The organism is Roseobacter sp. S87, from assembly GCF_055693285.1.
Map to the genome: position 1 here is coordinate 3,783,208 of NZ_JBVFTR010000004.1, position 15,221 is coordinate 3,798,428.

At 59.9% G+C, this 15,221-nt stretch carries 15 protein-coding genes; 3 read left to right on the plus strand and 12 right to left on the minus strand.

Going from position 1 to position 15,221, the window contains the following annotated elements; genetic code table 11:
• Nucleotides 1–50 precede the first annotated feature (50 nt).
• On the plus strand, nt 51–1,850 hold the full coding sequence (gene lepA / locus ACZ1HA_RS19695) for a translation elongation factor 4 (protein WP_472715105.1): 1,800 nt from the start codon (nt 51–53) through the stop codon (nt 1,848–1,850).
• Here the strand turns inward: lepA and ACZ1HA_RS19700 are convergent.
• Nucleotides 1,834–3,309 (minus strand): P-loop ATPase, Sll1717 family, encoded by a 1,476-nt coding sequence (locus ACZ1HA_RS19700; protein ID WP_472715106.1) that lies wholly within the window; start codon nt 3,307–3,309, stop codon nt 1,834–1,836. The genes lepA and ACZ1HA_RS19700 overlap by 17 nt on opposite strands.
• 1,128 nt (nt 3,310–4,437) lie before the next feature.
• On the opposite strand from ACZ1HA_RS19700, the gene ACZ1HA_RS19705 reads away from it, so the two are divergent.
• Complete coding sequence (locus ACZ1HA_RS19705; RefSeq protein WP_472715107.1) at nt 4,438–4,761, plus strand: TraR/DksA family transcriptional regulator; 324 nt, start codon at nt 4,438–4,440, stop codon at nt 4,759–4,761.
• Nucleotides 4,762–4,781: 20 nt separating this feature from the next.
• Here ACZ1HA_RS19705 and ACZ1HA_RS19710 read toward each other — a convergent pair whose 3' ends face one another.
• The 9 genes from ACZ1HA_RS19710 to ACZ1HA_RS19750 all read right to left on the minus strand — a co-directional run bounded on the left by ACZ1HA_RS19710 (nt 4,782) and on the right by ACZ1HA_RS19750 (nt 11,676).
• Nucleotides 4,782–4,898: an entericidin A/B family lipoprotein gene (locus tag ACZ1HA_RS19710; protein WP_375229011.1), complete on the minus strand. Its 117-nt coding sequence runs from the start codon at nt 4,896–4,898 to the stop codon at nt 4,782–4,784.
• Nucleotides 4,899–5,199: 301 nt separating this feature from the next.
• The gene (locus ACZ1HA_RS19715; protein ID WP_472715108.1) at nt 5,200–5,682 is read right to left on the minus strand and encodes a class I SAM-dependent methyltransferase; all 483 of its coding nucleotides are present in this window, start codon (nt 5,680–5,682) and stop codon (nt 5,200–5,202) included.
• Complete coding sequence (locus ACZ1HA_RS19720; protein WP_472715109.1) at nt 5,669–5,959, minus strand: hypothetical protein; 291 nt, start codon at nt 5,957–5,959, stop codon at nt 5,669–5,671. The genes ACZ1HA_RS19715 and ACZ1HA_RS19720 overlap by 14 nt, the downstream gene beginning before the upstream one ends.
• Nucleotides 5,941–6,435, minus strand: a complete 495-nt coding sequence (locus ACZ1HA_RS19725; protein ID WP_472715110.1) for a polysaccharide deacetylase family protein — start codon at nt 6,433–6,435, stop codon at nt 5,941–5,943. The genes ACZ1HA_RS19720 and ACZ1HA_RS19725 overlap by 19 nt, the downstream gene beginning before the upstream one ends.
• Nucleotides 6,428–7,567, minus strand: a complete 1,140-nt coding sequence (locus ACZ1HA_RS19730; RefSeq protein WP_472715111.1) for a glycosyltransferase family protein — start codon at nt 7,565–7,567, stop codon at nt 6,428–6,430. The genes ACZ1HA_RS19725 and ACZ1HA_RS19730 overlap by 8 nt, the downstream gene beginning before the upstream one ends.
• On the minus strand, nt 7,558–8,148 hold the full coding sequence (locus ACZ1HA_RS19735) for a histidine phosphatase family protein (RefSeq protein ID WP_436398139.1): 591 nt from the start codon (nt 8,146–8,148) through the stop codon (nt 7,558–7,560). Before ACZ1HA_RS19735 ends, ACZ1HA_RS19730 begins: the two co-directional genes overlap by 10 nt.
• Nucleotides 8,145–9,149, minus strand: coding sequence for a glycosyltransferase family 4 protein (locus ACZ1HA_RS19740; protein ID WP_375229006.1), 1,005 nt, complete (start codon nt 9,147–9,149; stop codon nt 8,145–8,147). Before ACZ1HA_RS19740 ends, ACZ1HA_RS19735 begins: the two co-directional genes overlap by 4 nt.
• 65 nt (nt 9,150–9,214) lie before the next feature.
• The gene (locus ACZ1HA_RS19745; protein WP_472715112.1) at nt 9,215–10,465 is read right to left on the minus strand and encodes a glycosyltransferase; all 1,251 of its coding nucleotides are present in this window, start codon (nt 10,463–10,465) and stop codon (nt 9,215–9,217) included.
• Nucleotides 10,462–11,676 (minus strand): glycosyltransferase family protein, encoded by a 1,215-nt coding sequence (locus ACZ1HA_RS19750; protein ID WP_375229004.1) that lies wholly within the window; start codon nt 11,674–11,676, stop codon nt 10,462–10,464. The genes ACZ1HA_RS19745 and ACZ1HA_RS19750 overlap by 4 nt, the downstream gene beginning before the upstream one ends.
• 241 nt (nt 11,677–11,917) lie before the next feature.
• Between ACZ1HA_RS19750 and ACZ1HA_RS19755 the strand changes: the two genes are divergently transcribed.
• A complete protein-coding gene (locus tag ACZ1HA_RS19755) occupies nt 11,918–14,290 on the plus strand; it encodes a mechanosensitive ion channel family protein (protein ID WP_472715113.1) in 2,373 nt (790 codons plus the stop codon).
• Nucleotides 14,291–14,389: 99 nt separating this feature from the next.
• Here ACZ1HA_RS19755 and ACZ1HA_RS19760 read toward each other — a convergent pair whose 3' ends face one another.
• Entirely contained in the window at nt 14,390–14,854 is a 465-nt protein-coding gene (locus ACZ1HA_RS19760) for a GNAT family N-acetyltransferase (RefSeq protein WP_472715114.1), read from the minus strand.
• A 10-nt stretch (nt 14,855–14,864) separates the two neighbouring features.
• On the minus strand, nt 14,865–15,122 hold the full coding sequence (locus ACZ1HA_RS19765) for a YjhX family toxin (RefSeq protein WP_472715115.1): 258 nt from the start codon (nt 15,120–15,122) through the stop codon (nt 14,865–14,867).
• Nucleotides 15,123–15,221 lie beyond the last annotated feature (99 nt).

Here is a 15,221-nt window from a genome sequence, read left to right on the forward strand (position 1 = left end):
TTGCACCAACTCACCTTGACCGTCCCCGCAATCCACTCCATATCCCCACCATGACACCGCTTTCGCATATCCGCAATTTCTCGATTGTCGCCCACATCGATCACGGGAAATCCACGCTCGCTGACAGACTGATCCAGTCCACCAACACCGTGGCCGACCGGGACATGAAAGAGCAGATGCTCGACAGCATGGATATCGAACGCGAACGCGGCATCACCATCAAGGCCAACACGGTCCGCATCGACTATACCGCGCTCGACGGGGAAACCTATGTCATCAACCTGATCGACACGCCGGGCCACGTGGACTTCGCCTATGAGGTCTCCCGCTCCATGCGCGCCGTCGAAGGCTCGCTGCTGGTGGTCGACAGCACCCAGGGCGTCGAGGCCCAGACCCTCGCCAACGTCTACCACGCCATCGAGGCCGACCACGAAATCGTACCCGTCCTGAACAAGATCGACCTGCCCGCCTCCGACTGCGACCGCGTGGCCGAACAGATCGAGGACGTCATCGGCATCGACGCCACCGAAGCCATCCAGGTCTCCGCCAAAACCGGCCAGGGCATCACCGAAACGCTCGAAGCGATCGTGCACAAACTGCCCGCGCCCACCGGCAACCCCGACGCGCCCCTCAAGGCGATGCTCGTGGACAGCTGGTACGACAGCTACCTCGGCGTCATCGTGCTGGTGCGCATCATGGACGGCCAGCTGCGCAAGGGCGAACGCATCCGCATGCTCTCCAACAACTCCACCCACCACGTGGACCGCATCGGCGTCTTCCGCCCGGAAATGACCACCATCGACGCACTGGGCCCGGGCGAAATCGGCTTCCTGACCGCCTCGATCAAACAGTTGCGCGACACCCGCGTCGGCGACACCATCACCCACGAAAAGAAAGGCACTGAAGACGCGCTGCCGGGCTTCAAACCCAGCCAGCCCGTGGTCTTCTGCGGCCTCTTCCCGGTCGATTCCGCCGAATTCGAGGACCTGCGCGACGCCATCGAGAAACTGGCGCTCAACGACGCCTCCTTCTCCTATGAAATGGAAACCTCCGCCGCACTTGGCTTTGGCTTCCGCTGCGGCTTCCTCGGCCTGCTGCACCTTGAGGTGATCCGCGACCGGATCGAACGTGAATACAACATCGAACTGATCACGACGGCTCCTTCCGTCATCTACCACGTCTACCACAAAGACGGCACGATGCTGGAACTGCACAACCCCGCGGACATGCCTGACCTCACGCTCGTCAGCCACCTGGAGGAGCCGCGCATCAAGGCCACCATCCTTGTGCCCGACGACTACCTCGGCGACGTGCTCAAACTCTGCCAGGACCGCCGTGGCATCCAGCTGGACCTCACCTATGCAGGCTCGCGCGCCATGGTCGTCTATGACCTGCCGCTCAACGAGGTGGTGTTTGACTTCTACGACCGGCTGAAATCGGTCACCAAGGGCTATGCCTCCTTTGACTACCAGATGATTGGCTACCGCGAGGATAAGCTCGTCAAGATGTCCATCCTGGTGAACGACGAACCCGTCGACGCGCTCTCCACCATGGTCCACCGCGACCGCGCCGAACAGCGGGGCCGCGCCATGGTCGAAAAGCTCAAGGACCTGATCCCGCGCCACATGTTCAAAATCCCGATCCAGGCCGCGATTGGCGGCAAGGTCATCGCGCGGGAAACGCTCTCAGCCATGCGCAAGGACGTGACCGCCAAGTGTTATGGCGGCGACGCCACGCGGAAGCGCAAACTGCTGGACAAGCAGAAGGCCGGTAAGAAAAAGATGCGGCAGTTTGGGAAAGTTGATATACCTCAGGAAGCGTTTATCTCCGCGCTCAAGATGGATGGTTAGGTATGTCTATGTCGTCCAAAATCTGATGTACGGTTTTCGGTTGTAGAGCCCATCTGTACGCTGGGTGAACTTCCCATTTGTACCCAAAATCAACAAACTGACTCTGTAGCATACGGTTCTGATCGAAGTGCGTCCATAAAATCCTTCCTGCTTCGTCTTCAGATCTAGCAATAATAAAATCGATTTTGAAAAGGAATTCGGCAATGGATTTCGCGGACACAGCTGCGCCGTTTGCAAATGCAAGTGGCTGGCTTCCCATGATATTTTTAATTTTCGTCATTAGTTGATCATTTGAGTACTTCCAGCGTTTTTCTTTGTCGCGTTGCTGTTTCGTCGTTGGGGCCATGTTGTAAAGCAGTCGCTCCACGTTTGGCATTTCAGATTTGAACTCCAGCGTCAGATCGGTGATGCGACCATGCGAATAGTTTGAGAAAACTTTTTCGAGATCAGTTGAGGTTATTTTTGAATGGTTATTCCGGTACGCCTCTTTCGCGGCTTCCGTCAAAAGCTTGACGAGGTCGCGAGGCCTGTTTCGAACAAGAGACAATAAAACCACGTGGATTGGTGCGCCGTCCCAGTGGCCTCGCCCTACCGAAAAGCGGTCATCGATGACTGGGTGTAGTTCTCTTGCAATTTCAGGCTGACTTAGTTTCTCGAATTTTGTGACATCGATGGACTTTCCGAAGTACCTAGCTACCCGAAGTGCCATCACAACAAGTATATCATGCCTAGTCCACGCCAATCGAACTACGCTGCCTTCGATTTTGTCAGTACTCTCGTCGGAAGTTCTATACAGAAAATACGCGTCGCTCCTGAGACCTATTCGGAATTGTATATCGGTATCTTCTTCGTTCGCTAGGTCACGCGCTGCATTGATTAAAGCCGAAATATTGTTGATATCTTCGTTGGAAGCAGTCCAACCGCGGTCAATGTCATCTACGTAGATGCGAATCTTCTTGTCTTGAGAGAACCTCTTGCGCATTAATTTGATTTCCTCGCTGACATCAGCGCCGGAGAGCTCGTAGACCTTTTGATAGAGTGAAGCAATCATTTGCTTTGTTGTTTTCTGGACGGAGAATTTATCTGCGTTTTCCGAGGCAATCTTTAATGAATCCAATGATTTTTGATAAATCAATTTGCTTATCAGTTGCTTGTAGCTTTCAATTTTCTCTATGAAGGTTTGTTTGATAGCTGAACTGACGACTAGGTCGTTGGGTTTTAGCGAAAGTGCGAGAGTTCCATCATCTAAATCTTCAAAGTATGCCATCCTCAGAAGAGCGCTTTTCCCAATCCCTTTGTGACCGACCAAAATTCTCAACGGTAGATCTGACCTAATACTTGCGTAAGCTTTGTTCTTAAAGAAATAGGCCTTTAGGCGCTCGGGCTTTTCATCTTCAGCCGTATCCGTGCCAAAAATTTCAGTAATTGTAAAATCGTCAAATGAAATGCCTTCTTGCATAGTCCTGCCTTTTTGTATTGCCGCTTGGTCAGCTTATTGTGGCCTCATACTATCTACAATCCCTTCTGAGGTGAGTAGTGCTCAGACCATCTTCAGCGGGCGGGTGTGATGCTAAACTGGCAAAAGGACCTACGCTTTTCGCTTCGCAGGCACCCCGCCCGCAACCCATCTACTCCGGCGAATTTCTTGCGAAATCCGCTTTCGACGCTCTGGACAGTCCCCCGGACTGTTCAGTCTGGCGGTGCCAGACCGCGTCTCATCCCCACTAACACCCTCTTACCGGACCGTGCGCTGCGCACCGACGTAATACCGACGTTAAACCGACGTGATACCGACGCCCCACCGACACCTCTGAATGTGGCCCTGGCACAGTCTCTACCCGGGGCCCCATCGCGGTGATTCTGCCTCTCCAGCCCCTCTCGGGCCCTGCGGGTCACCGGAAAATCACCCTCGCGAAAACGCCGCTTTCCACAGCTTTTCCGCGCTGCAGCAAGTGCGCCGGAACGCAGGCAAAAACCGGGTTATCCCCCGCTTATCCACAGGTTGAAACCCCATATATTTCAACAGCTTATCCACAAGAAATTTCGCCTCAGCGTAATTTTTTTATTGCCAGAACGGGGGGTGATGACGCATCGTTATCTCACCGCTTCAGAGCTCTTCGGAACAAAGAGGCGGACGCAAAAGCCCCGGTGGCCGGGAGCGTTCAGAGACGGATCAATGATGCAGCTCTGGGCAGGAACGGTGATCGGAAGCAGGTCGGATCGTGTGGACCCGAAAGGGTCGTGACGAATGGGCAGCGGGCGCCGGAGCAGGCCGAAAAACTTTGATGCCGCAAGGTGTTAGGTTGGAAGGCAGCGCTGGCAGGGATGATGCGGGGAGCTGCTGGCAGCAATGCAGGTGGTTCCGGCGACGGGTGGCAACGCCGGGTCGCAAGCTGGGCCTGCTGTCGCCCTCTGGGGGGATGATAAGGTTCAAGAAGGCGTCAGGATGTGCCCTCGGGCACGGGTCTGGATTTCGGTCCGATCCCCTGGCGCCTTTCGCCTTTTGTGGCACGCCCCTCCTGATCCAGATCAAGGCAGCACAGGCCGGCACATGCCATGTTTTCCTTATCCATAAAGGAGACATGCAATGGACATGGAGAAACAGAAAAGCATCCTCCTGTCCCGCCGGCATGAGCTGGTCGGGCATCTGGTGGAGGTAGAGCATGCGCTCGACGAAACCCCGACCCGCGACTTCGAGGATTTTGCAACAGAACGGCAGGGCGACGAAGTGCTCGAAGCGCTGGGCCACGCCGAACTGGAGGAAGTCGCGCGCATTGATGCGGCTCTTGGCCGCGTAGCAGCGGGCACATACGGGACGTGCCTCAGATGCGGGGAAATGATCTCAGACGCACGCCTCGACGTGCTGCCGGAGACAGCGCTTTGCAGGAACTGTGCGGCGCGCAACGGCTGAGTTGCGCCACCCCGTCAGCTTCAGAATGCTTCGTCGAGCTTTTCGCCTGCGTTCTGTACGTCGCGGCCGATGCCTTTGGTTGTTTCGCAGGCAGCCAGGCTCAGTACACAGGTCAGAAGAAGTGCGGCTCTCAGCATCTGTTGGGTCCTTTCAAAGTGCGCATCTGCCGCAGATTCTACACGGTTGTCACCGGCTGTTCACGCGAAAAATGACACTGCGCAGCAAGGCTCAGCTGCCGGCGTCCCGAAAGGCTTCTTCGAACGCGCTGGTTTGGTTGGTTGCACTTCCGGGCGCTTCGCAGGCTGCGAGGGCCAGGAGTGCTATCACTGCTGCCACTGGTTTCATGGTGGTAATTCCTTTCAATGCTCAGGTGCTGTCTAGGAGTATTTATGACCCCGATGTACACATGCACGTCACATTGAAGGGATGGGTCCGTGATCAGGCCGTTGCGCGGTAGAAAAGATACCGTTCCGGATCAATGGTGTCCGGGCCGCGCACTTGTTCAAAACCCACCAGCGGCTGCTGGCTGACCACCAGACCGCCTGTCTGCATCAGGGGCGCAATCAGCGGTGACAGCCTGCCGCCTTCTTCCACGTCGCGCGCCTTGTCACCATAACCGAAGTCATAATGAGCAAGGGCCATTTTCGCGCCACGGCTGCCAAGTTCCGTCAGCATGTCCTCTGCTTCGCCCTGCAGAAAATCCTCTGCGGGGGGGATGCAGGACGGATGCGGTTTGAGCACCCGGTCGATGACCCAGATCCGCCGGTCCGGCAGGCTTTCGCGCAGATGGTCATAAGTCCGGCCGTTGCCGAGCCCCAGTTCCAGCACGTCCCCCTGCAGGCCCGCGATCTGTTCTGCTGCCCAGTTTATGCCGTCAATCTGCGCAGTCAGCCTGCGCCGCATGGATTCAAGCCTGCTCATCCGGGGTCTCCTGTTGCAGAGGTGTTTCTGGTCGCGCACCGCCGTCCAGCATTTCGCCGATCCATTTCTCAGAGAATTGCCAGACCTCTTCGGTGTGTACAAGGTGGTGTGTCAGCAGCCCCAGCGGTTCAGACGGGTCTGTCCGGCCGGTGCGCCGATCTGAAAGCGTGCGTGCGGTCAGATCGATGAGCGTTTGCGCGGATACCAGACTGCGGTCGCCCTTCCAGTGGATCGGATCAATGTGGGTGTTAACCTGCGTCAGCCCGGGCGCAGGCATCTTCTCTTTGCGTGGCAGGAATGTCGAAATGCCACGGTACCCTGAACGCACCAGATCAGCACAGAAACCGGCGTCAAAGCGGTTCCAGGGGGTACGAAAACGGGCAGCAGGCGTGCCCCGAAAAGTTCGTGCAGACGGCCAATGGCTGCCTGTAACTCGGTGATGGCACCATCGCGGGGCTGGCCGAATTCGGCTTTCTTGACGCCTTCAGGGCTGTGGCTGACGTGCTGCCAGCCATGCACAAGCGGGATGAGCTTGTGACTGTTGCGGACCGCCCGGACAAGGGTTTCATCTGCCGGGCGTGGGATTACGGCAATGTGGACCGGCAACGCCGTTTTTGCAGACAGCGCGTCAAGCCGGTCGAGCGCGGGAGTATGTGCAACCGCATCGTCGTCACGCCACCATACCGGCAGGTCCACTCCGTCAGCCCGGCAACGCGCGAGCTCCTGTCTCAGCGGGCTCCAGTCGTCAGGCATCGCGGTATCTCCGGATGGTTTCGGCAATGCGCACGGTTTCAGCGGCACCGTCAAATATGTCACCGGGCAGGGGCCGTTCGGCCGCGCTGATCACATTCCTGATGGCGTCCCCGAGAGCCTGAGCCGACAGGTCCCTGTTTCGCAGCAGGTCAATGTTACTTTGCCTGGACAGACCCTGCGCCCGCAGCGTCTGTTCGGTTTCGCCATCGGCGTCAAAGGGCACAAAGACCGCCGGTACGCCCGTCTGGAGCACATCGAGTGCCGTGTTGTAGCCGCAGAGTGACACAGAGGCGGCCGCGCCCGACAGAAGCCCGCGAAAGTTTTTGCTTGCCGGGCCAACAGTCACATTCCGGCCCGCGCGTCTGGTCAGCTGAGCGATCCGTGCTGGCGCCTTCTGTCCGGCGACCAGCAGGTGCCAGCTGTGTTCGGCCATGCCGCGCGCGCAGTCGACAGCGGTTTCGAAAAGGTTGTCGGCCACGGCACCGCCGCCGGTACTCACAACAATGCCTGACCGCTGAGCGGAGGGTGACCTCGCAGTGTTCTGCCGGGCAACATACCCGGTATAACGCAGTTTGCCGGCGATAGCGGGCGTAACGGGCCAGCTTTCATCAAGAGTTGTGACGGTGGCGTCGGCGTGTACCAGAACCGCGTCGTAGTATGCCCCGATCAGATCCTCGGCCATCTGAGCCTTGGCCGCCTTTGAAGGTGGGGCCAGGATATCGCGCACGGACGACAGGATTACTGGTCTGGGGTTCAGTGCCTGTGCGGTTTCAAGCGCGGCAAAAAACTCATCTTTCAGAACACGCCTGCCAAATGGGAAAAGTTCTGTGATCAGAATGTCGGGATGAAACCCTTTCAGTGCTTCGGTCAATGCGTGTATGCGGTCTCGAAAGGTCCGTTCTCCGGCAACCTGTCCGTCGCGGCCCAGAAGCCGGGTGAAGTTGGTGCCGTCCGAACGCAGCGGCGGGAGTTGCAGAACATCCGTAACACCATCGTCCAGGTGTGGTGCGGGCATCCCGCCGGAAACGAGGCGGGTGGTGTGACCCGCGTCCGAAAAGGCCCGTGCCAGCGTCAGCGCACGTGCCAGATGACCGGTGCCAAGCAGGTGGGTGACAAGGATCATCACGCGCATGGCGAGCCCTCCTCGAGGCGGACCGGCTGGGCATCAGCAGTCCAGCCACAGGGGTCCGGGCGCAGGATATAAAGGCGGTCGCGCTTGATCCTGAAGGGGGCTGGCCCGCTGAAATTCCAGCCCGTTGCCTGTGCCAGCAGGACCCGCATGACCCCGATATGACACACCGCGACGGTATCGCGTTGCAGGCCTTCGGCCCAGGGGACCAGACGCGCGCGCAGATCGGCGGGGCTTTCCCCACCGGGCGGGCGATAGTCCCAGCCCCAGTCCTCAATATCCCTGAACCCGCTTGCCGGTTCCTCCCGCAGATCACGCCCCTGCTGGCCTTCCCAGTCGCCCCAGTTCATTTCAATCAGGGCGTCGTCGCTGCGCGGAGAACGCCCGCTGATCAGCCTGGCGGTCTGCGCCGCCCGCTGCAAAGGGCTGGCGCAGAGATCGGCATTGTCCCAGGGCGGGGGCAGACGGCGGCTGGCCAGTGCCGTCGCGGCATCCTCATCAAGCGGAATGTCGCTGCGCCCCTGTATGCGGCCGGCGCGGTTCCAGGCGGTATGCCCGTGACGTATGATGGCAAGCCGGATCAATCTCCTGCCTCTCCGAGCAGGGGTGCCAGCGTCTGAGCCGCACTGTCGATCAGGTGGTTTTTTGTGATAAACGTGCGGGCCGCTGAACTGCGCCGCCGGCGTTCCGCGTCGTTGGCAAGCAGGTGATCGACCATGGCTGCCAGTGGTGCGACGCCCGCCGAAGGATCAGGATAAGGCCCCGGCGCCAGAACATCGCGCACGCCGGGCCTGTCCTGGGCTACCACTGGCAGACCTGCGGCCTGCGCTTCGAGATAGGCCATGCCGAACGCCTCATTGACCCCGGGCCAGTACAGCAGACTGGACTGGCCGAAAAGCGCATCAAGGCCAGCAGTGTCCAGCGCGCCCGCAAAGGTCACGCGGTCACCGAAAGGTGCCATGAGTGAAACGACGCTGTCCCGCGCGGGCCCGTCGCCCGCTATGGTCAGGTGCCAGTTTTCAGTGGTGAGCTGCGCCAGCGTTTCCGCCACCAGTTCGTATGATGCCAGTTTGTCGCCGGGCCGCATCATGGCGACACAGAGCATTGACCCTGTGAGTGTGGACACAGGCGGCAGGGTTTCGAGCGGCAGAAAGGGGCGCAGATGGATCAGCCGCTGGCTTGCCGGTGCGTCGCGCCGCAGCGTCAGCGCGTCCCTTTCGGTCAGGTAGCAGATCGCATCCGCCGCATCGCAGGCCGCCTCTGCCGCTCTGGCAAAGCCGTCCCATGGGCCGCCGAGCCTCTTGCGCGCCCGGGTGGCCTCGATCAGAATATACGGGATACCCAGTGCCTTCGAGACGGCAGGCCCCAGCAGATCGGGAGCTTTGTAATAGTTGTGATAGGTGACCCAGGCCCGCCAGCCCGCCGCCCGACCCGCCGCAATTACGTTGGCTGTTTCCTCATCTGCGGCGCGATAGATATCGGCCTGATGGTCAGGATCGCCCTTGCCGTCCCTTGTCTGCAGTTCGGAAGTAAGCTCCGGTTCCGCTCCGGCGCGCTCTATGGCCAGCATCAGGGCCCGTGCCATGGCGCGATCTCCTGAGGGCACGGAATGGGTCGGGGGCTTCATGGGGGCGTAAAAGGCAACCCGCCTCATGCCGCCGCGCCCATTGTTTCGCGCAGACGCTGAACCAGCCGCGCGATGCCCGGATCCATCCCGAAATCATGGACCAGCCGCTCATATGCGGCCCGGGCCAGCGCCGGACCCGATGCCGGATCGGCGGCAAATCCGGTGATCGCCTGCGCAATGCTTTCCGGTGCGTCGTCCGTCAGGATGCCATGCACACCGGTGTCGATGAATTCCGGTATTGCCGAGACGGGTGTGGACAGGATCGGCAGCTTCTGGCTGGCCGCTTCCATCAGGACGTTGGGCAATCCGTCGCGGTCGCCGTCTCCGGCAACACGGCTGGGCAGTACGAAAAGGTCCGCGGCACGCATGGCGGCAATGACCTCTGGCTGATCCTGGGCACCTTTCCAGGTGATCCGGCCCGCGACACCACGGTCCTGCGCGCGCTGCTGCATTGCGTCCCGCAGTTCTCCGCCGCCGATATGCGTGAAGTGCCAGTCCAGGTCGCCGGGCAGCAGAGCCAGCGCATCAATCAGCCGGTCGAATCCCTTTTTCTCCACCAGCCTGCCGACAGACATCAACGCCAGCGGCGCGTTCGTTTCGCGCAGCGGGCGCTCCGGCGGTGCCGGGAAACGCGCGAGATCAAGCCCGTGGTACACCAGATCAACACGGGCGGGTGTTTCTGCCAGGTTCTGCAGGTGTTCAGCGCCGAATCCGGTGCAGGTGGCCCCGAATGCCGCGCCAAAACTCTCAGGCGACAGTTTCTCGCGGAGCTCCCATTCAGGGGAGGTCCAGATATCTTTGGCGTGTGCGGAAAAGGACCAGGGCAGGCCTCTGATGATTGCGGCATAGCGGGCAACCGATGACGGCGTATGCAGAAAATGCGCGTAGAGAGCGCGGGTGTCCCCGGGCAGTTCGCGGGCCATCACGCAGGCCTGACCGAAACGCCGCAGGCGGTTTGGTGTGCGGTCGCGGACATAATCCGCGCGGATCATCCGCCAGGCGGCACCAAATCCAGGACGCTTCACCGCGCTCAGCAATCCGCGCAGCACGCGAAAGGGTTCATCCCGCAGGTATTCCGGCAGATAGCGCACAGACGCCTGCAGACGGTCGTGCAAAGGGTGTGTCTTTTTGTCGGTCGGGTGACGCAGGGACCAGATTTCGAAATGCAGGCCTGCTTCTTCCAGTGCCACGAGTTCCTGCGCGATGAATGTCTCGGACAACCGCGGCCATCCTTTGACGACCACCGCGAGCGGCGCACCTGTGGTCTGGGTCATTTCTGCGCCACCAGCGCTCCGGCCCGGCGTACGACGACCTCGAGTCCGTCGAGCAGTCCGTCTGCACCCGCCTGTGATGGTTTGCCCTGCGATGGCAGGCCCCGGATCGCGCGCACCATTGCTTCCGGCGTCATGCCGTCGCGCGTTTCGTCAAGCATCCGGACGAGGCCAAGCTCTTCGGCGCGGGAGGCCCGGATCCATTGTTCAAGACGCGGCACGGTTCGCGGCACAATCACGGCGCGCTGGTCAAAGGAGAGCACTTCACAGAAAGTGTTGTATCCCCCCATACACACGACGCCCTGCGCCCCGGCAAACAGTGTTTCAATCCGGGCGTCAAAGCCAACAGCGGTCACACGACCATTCAGTGCCGCGACGCGGGCGTCAAAAGCCTCCCGCACCTCACCTGACAGGAAGGGTCCATAGACCAGAATGGCATCAGGTTTGAGTGTCGGATCGGATTCGTAAGCGGACAGCACGAGGTTGACCATCGCCTGCCCGTCGCCACCACCACCCGGGGTGATCAGGACATAAGGATCTTCCGGTGTTTCCGCCGCATCAGTGATCTCGCGCCGCAGATAGCCTGTCCAGTGGATACGCTCGCGGGTTGCCGGGGACAACCCCAGGCCTTCAGTCGGGTCATAGACAGACTTCGGACCATACACCCAGATCTCGTCATAAAACTGTTCGGCGGCTTCGATGGCCCCCTTGCGTTCCCACTCAGCCCGCAGAACCTGCGCTTCGTCCAGCACATCGCGCAGGCCCAGGACGCACCGGGTGGTACCACGGGCGGCAAGCCATTCCAGCGTCGGCAGCAGCTCGCCGCGAAAACCGGTAGGCTCTTTGTCGACGATCAGCAGGTCAGGGTCATATTGTTCCACGGCGGTCTGGATCAGACCGGAACGCAGCGCTGTGGTTTCGTCAATGTCGAGACCGAGCGTCTGGCTTACATATGTGCCGTCATGCATTTTCGAGACACCCGGCAGGCGTACGTGATCCACGCGCTCCGGGAAGGTAAAACGTCCGGCGATCGGCGATCCGGTCAGGATAATCGCAGAGGTCCCTTCGTCAGACGCCGTCAGCGCCGAGGCCAGCGCGCGCGAGCGCCTCAGATGTCCCAGGCCGAAAGTGTCATGACTGTAGAACATGATACGCGAAGCACGCGCACCGTCCTGCGCAGCCACCGGTGCGGCGGACCGGTCCTGCACGTTCATTTCCCGCTCCGGTCGGCAGGGGCTGCGCGCCGGTCAGCTGTTTCAGTGTTTTTCAGGCACATGGCCGTTCCCCGGGTCTTTCGATCACGGCCTGCGCCGTACTCCCATGGCTTCCTGGCACAATTCGGGCGCAGGTGCAAAACACGACTTAGTTGTATTCCGCCGGACTGATGTCCAATTGCAAAGCCCCGCTGCCTCGCCTACCGTCCTGAATGATAACAGTTTCCGGAAAGCTGAGCTTATGCGTCTGATCCTGCTCGCCCTGTCCATGATAATGTTGCTGAACCTGGGCCTTCCCGGTTTGGGCACAGCACAGGCCCAGGGCATCGGTTCTCTCTTTTCTGCCGCGAGCGGAGACAGCGGGTCGGATGCGGACAGTGCGCGCGTGTCCGAGATCATGCGGCAGGCTGCCGAAGCCGGGGTCGGCGTGGTTGTGATCGGGCCGGATGGCGAGATCGTGATGACGTCTGCGCCGGAACAAACGGCGGAAACTGTTGAAAGCACTGAAGGTTCCGGCCTGATGAAGGCGCAGGACACCGTTGTGCGCTTCCGGACCGCGCTGGTCGAGCGCATTCTGGACCTGCCCAACGCGTTCAACGAAGTGGTCTACATTCTGCGCGCAACCAGCCCGACGGGCGAAATCCGCGTTTTTGCCGAAGTAGTTATGTATTCGCTGCTGCTCTTTGGCGCGGGTGTTCTTGTTGAGCGCTACATTTACGGCCCCAAGATTGCGAAGAGCTGGGTGGTCGCACGGACGCGCGAGAATCCGCAGGGGTATTCGGAAAAGATGCCCTGGCTGGTTTTCCGTTTCGTGCTGGGCGTGGTCGGTATTCTCGTCTCTATGGCGGTTGCCTATATTCTCGGCGCTCTGATCTGGGGCCCGATCAAGGACCCGGCCATTCAGTTCACGGCCAGTATCGTGAATGCCGCTTATTTCATGAGCCGCTTTGCCGCTGTGCTCTGGCGCATGATTCTGTCGCCCTACATGGAGCAGTACCGGATCCCCGTGCTCAGCACCCGGGACGCGAAAAGCCTGCACCGCTGGCTTTTCATGCTCGCTGCCTTTGACATCTGTGCGATCCTCTTTGGGGTCTGGATCGGCGAACTGGGCCTTAACTACGACGTCTACGCCTTCCTGTCCTCCCTGCTGTCGGCGGCTGTGGTGTTGCTGAACATTCTGATGGTTCTGGTGAACCGGCGGGCGATCAGCCGCGCGATCCGGCAGGGCAAACCGGTGGGAGAACTCAGCTGGCTGGTCCGGACGCTTTCGACTGTCTGGGCCCCCGCTGTGATCTTTTACGTGCTCTTTGCCTGGGCGGAGCTGACCTATGATCTGGTGCTCGGCAACCCGTCTTCGATCCCGCTGATCGGAGGGGCGTATATGATCCTGCTGTCGATCATCGTCGTCTATGGCGTGATCAACTTTGCCATCGAACGCAGCTTTGCCCGCGCCCGTGCGCTACGGGCGCTGAATGAGGCAGAAGCCGCGGCCGAAGATGAACCGGACGAAGAGCGGCTGGCAGAGCTGGCGGAAATGCAGGACATCCGCCCGCGTGCCGAACTGACAACATTCGAGGGGCTGGCGCGCCGCGTCGCAGGCATTCTGGCATTTGTCGCTGGGGTCTATGCCTTCTTCTACATCTGGGACAACGATTCCGCACAGATGGTCGAAACCGCTGCAACCCAGCTGCTCGATATCATGGTCATCCTGTTCATCGGATACATCGTGTACCACGTCTTCCGCATCTGGATCGACAACAAGATCCGCGAAGAACAGGGCGACATGGAAGAGGGTGAGCTGGGGGACGAAGGGGGCGGCAGCAGTGCCAGCCGCCTGGCGACCCTGCTGCCGCTGTTCCGGAACTTTATCCTGATCGTGCTGCTGGTCACCATTTTCCTCATTGTGCTGCTCGAACTTGGCGTGAACGTCGGGCCGCTCTTTGCAGGTGCCGGTGTTGTGGGTGTCGCCGTGGGTTTCGGCAGTCAGGCGCTGGTGCGGGATATTTTCTCGGGCGGTTTCTTTCTGTTCGATGATGCGTTCCGCAAGGGCGAATATCTGGACATCGGCGGCGTGAAAGGCACGGTCGAAAAGATCTCTGTGCGCTCGTTCCAGCTGCGCCACCATCTTGGTGCGCTGCACACCATACCCTTTGGTGAAATCCAGGTGATGACGAACTATTCACGCGACTGGGTGATCATGAAGCTGCCGCTGCGTGTGACCTATGACACGGATGTCGAGAAGGTCCGCAAACTGATCAAGAAACTTGGGGTCACGCTGCTGGATGATCCGGTCATCGGCGATAATTTCATCCAGCCCCTCAAGTCGCAGGGCGTGATCGAAATGCAGGATTCTGCGATGATCATCCGGGTCAAGTTCATGACCAAGCCGGGGGATCAGTGGCTGGTGCGCAAGAAGGTTTATGAAGAGATCAGGGCATTGTTCGAGCGTGAAGGAATCCGGTTTGCCCACCGCGAAGTGACGGTCCGTCTGGCAGGCGACAAGGACCCCGAGGAGATGTCCGACGAAGACCGCAAAGCAGTAACGGCCGCAGCGCAGGCTGCCATTGAGGAAGAATTGCTCGATGGTGAAGATGCGGGCGGGGACGACCGCTAAGCGCCGCGTATCGGCAGATGTCCAGGTTGAGAGCGCCACACCGTTCAGTGACCACGCAGGATGTGGCCCGGGCATCGGAATGCCCGGACCCGTGTGATATTACAGCGTTTTGCTGAACGTCACCTTGTCGTCCCCATCCGTCCAGTAGTCAGGGATGGTCGCGACATGATCATAGCCGCAGGCCGCATAGAACGCCCGTGCACCCGCAAAATCCGTCGTGCCGGAGGTGTCAACGATCAGCAGCCTTTGCGCCAACCCGCGCAGGTGGGTTTCGGCGTCAGCAACCAGCGCAGCACCAAGGCCCTGTCCCTGGCTGCCTGTCCGCACGCCAAGCGCCAGCATGTTCCAGGTGCCCTCTGTCAGCGGCTCAGGCCGGCACCAGCAGAGCCCGCAGGCGGCGCCCTGTGCCACCGCAACCCGCCAGAAACCGGCGTCTTCACTGTCGAGGCAGGGCTGCAGAAGATCAGGCAGCATCTCCGGTGGAAAGAGACCGGTGTCTTCGGCGATCTTCTGAAGGTCAGGGATGTCGGCACGGGTCGCAGCCCGCAGTTCGGGTTCAGTCATATCTTGCTCCTCAGCGATTGTCTTGTTGTGCGTTGACTGCACGCAGGCCGGTGCGCGTGACGCGATAGGGCAGCCCGTTGGTTGATTTGATAAAACGCCTTTTCCGCAGGCGGTCGAAAAGTTTCAGCGTGCAGTCGGTCAGCACATACCCATCCCGCGTAAAGCAGGTCACATGGCTGACTTTACCATTTGACAGACGACGGAAATGGATAGCGCCGCCCTGCGCAAGCAGGTGCAGCACACGCTGTTCGTGTTTTGAGATATTCAATGGATTTGTCCCGGAGTTGGGTCAGCAGAAAGAGCACCCTGCATCACGCGAGGGCGTTCTTTGGCTCATACCGGTCCGTTCATTCGGACCTCAGCGGCG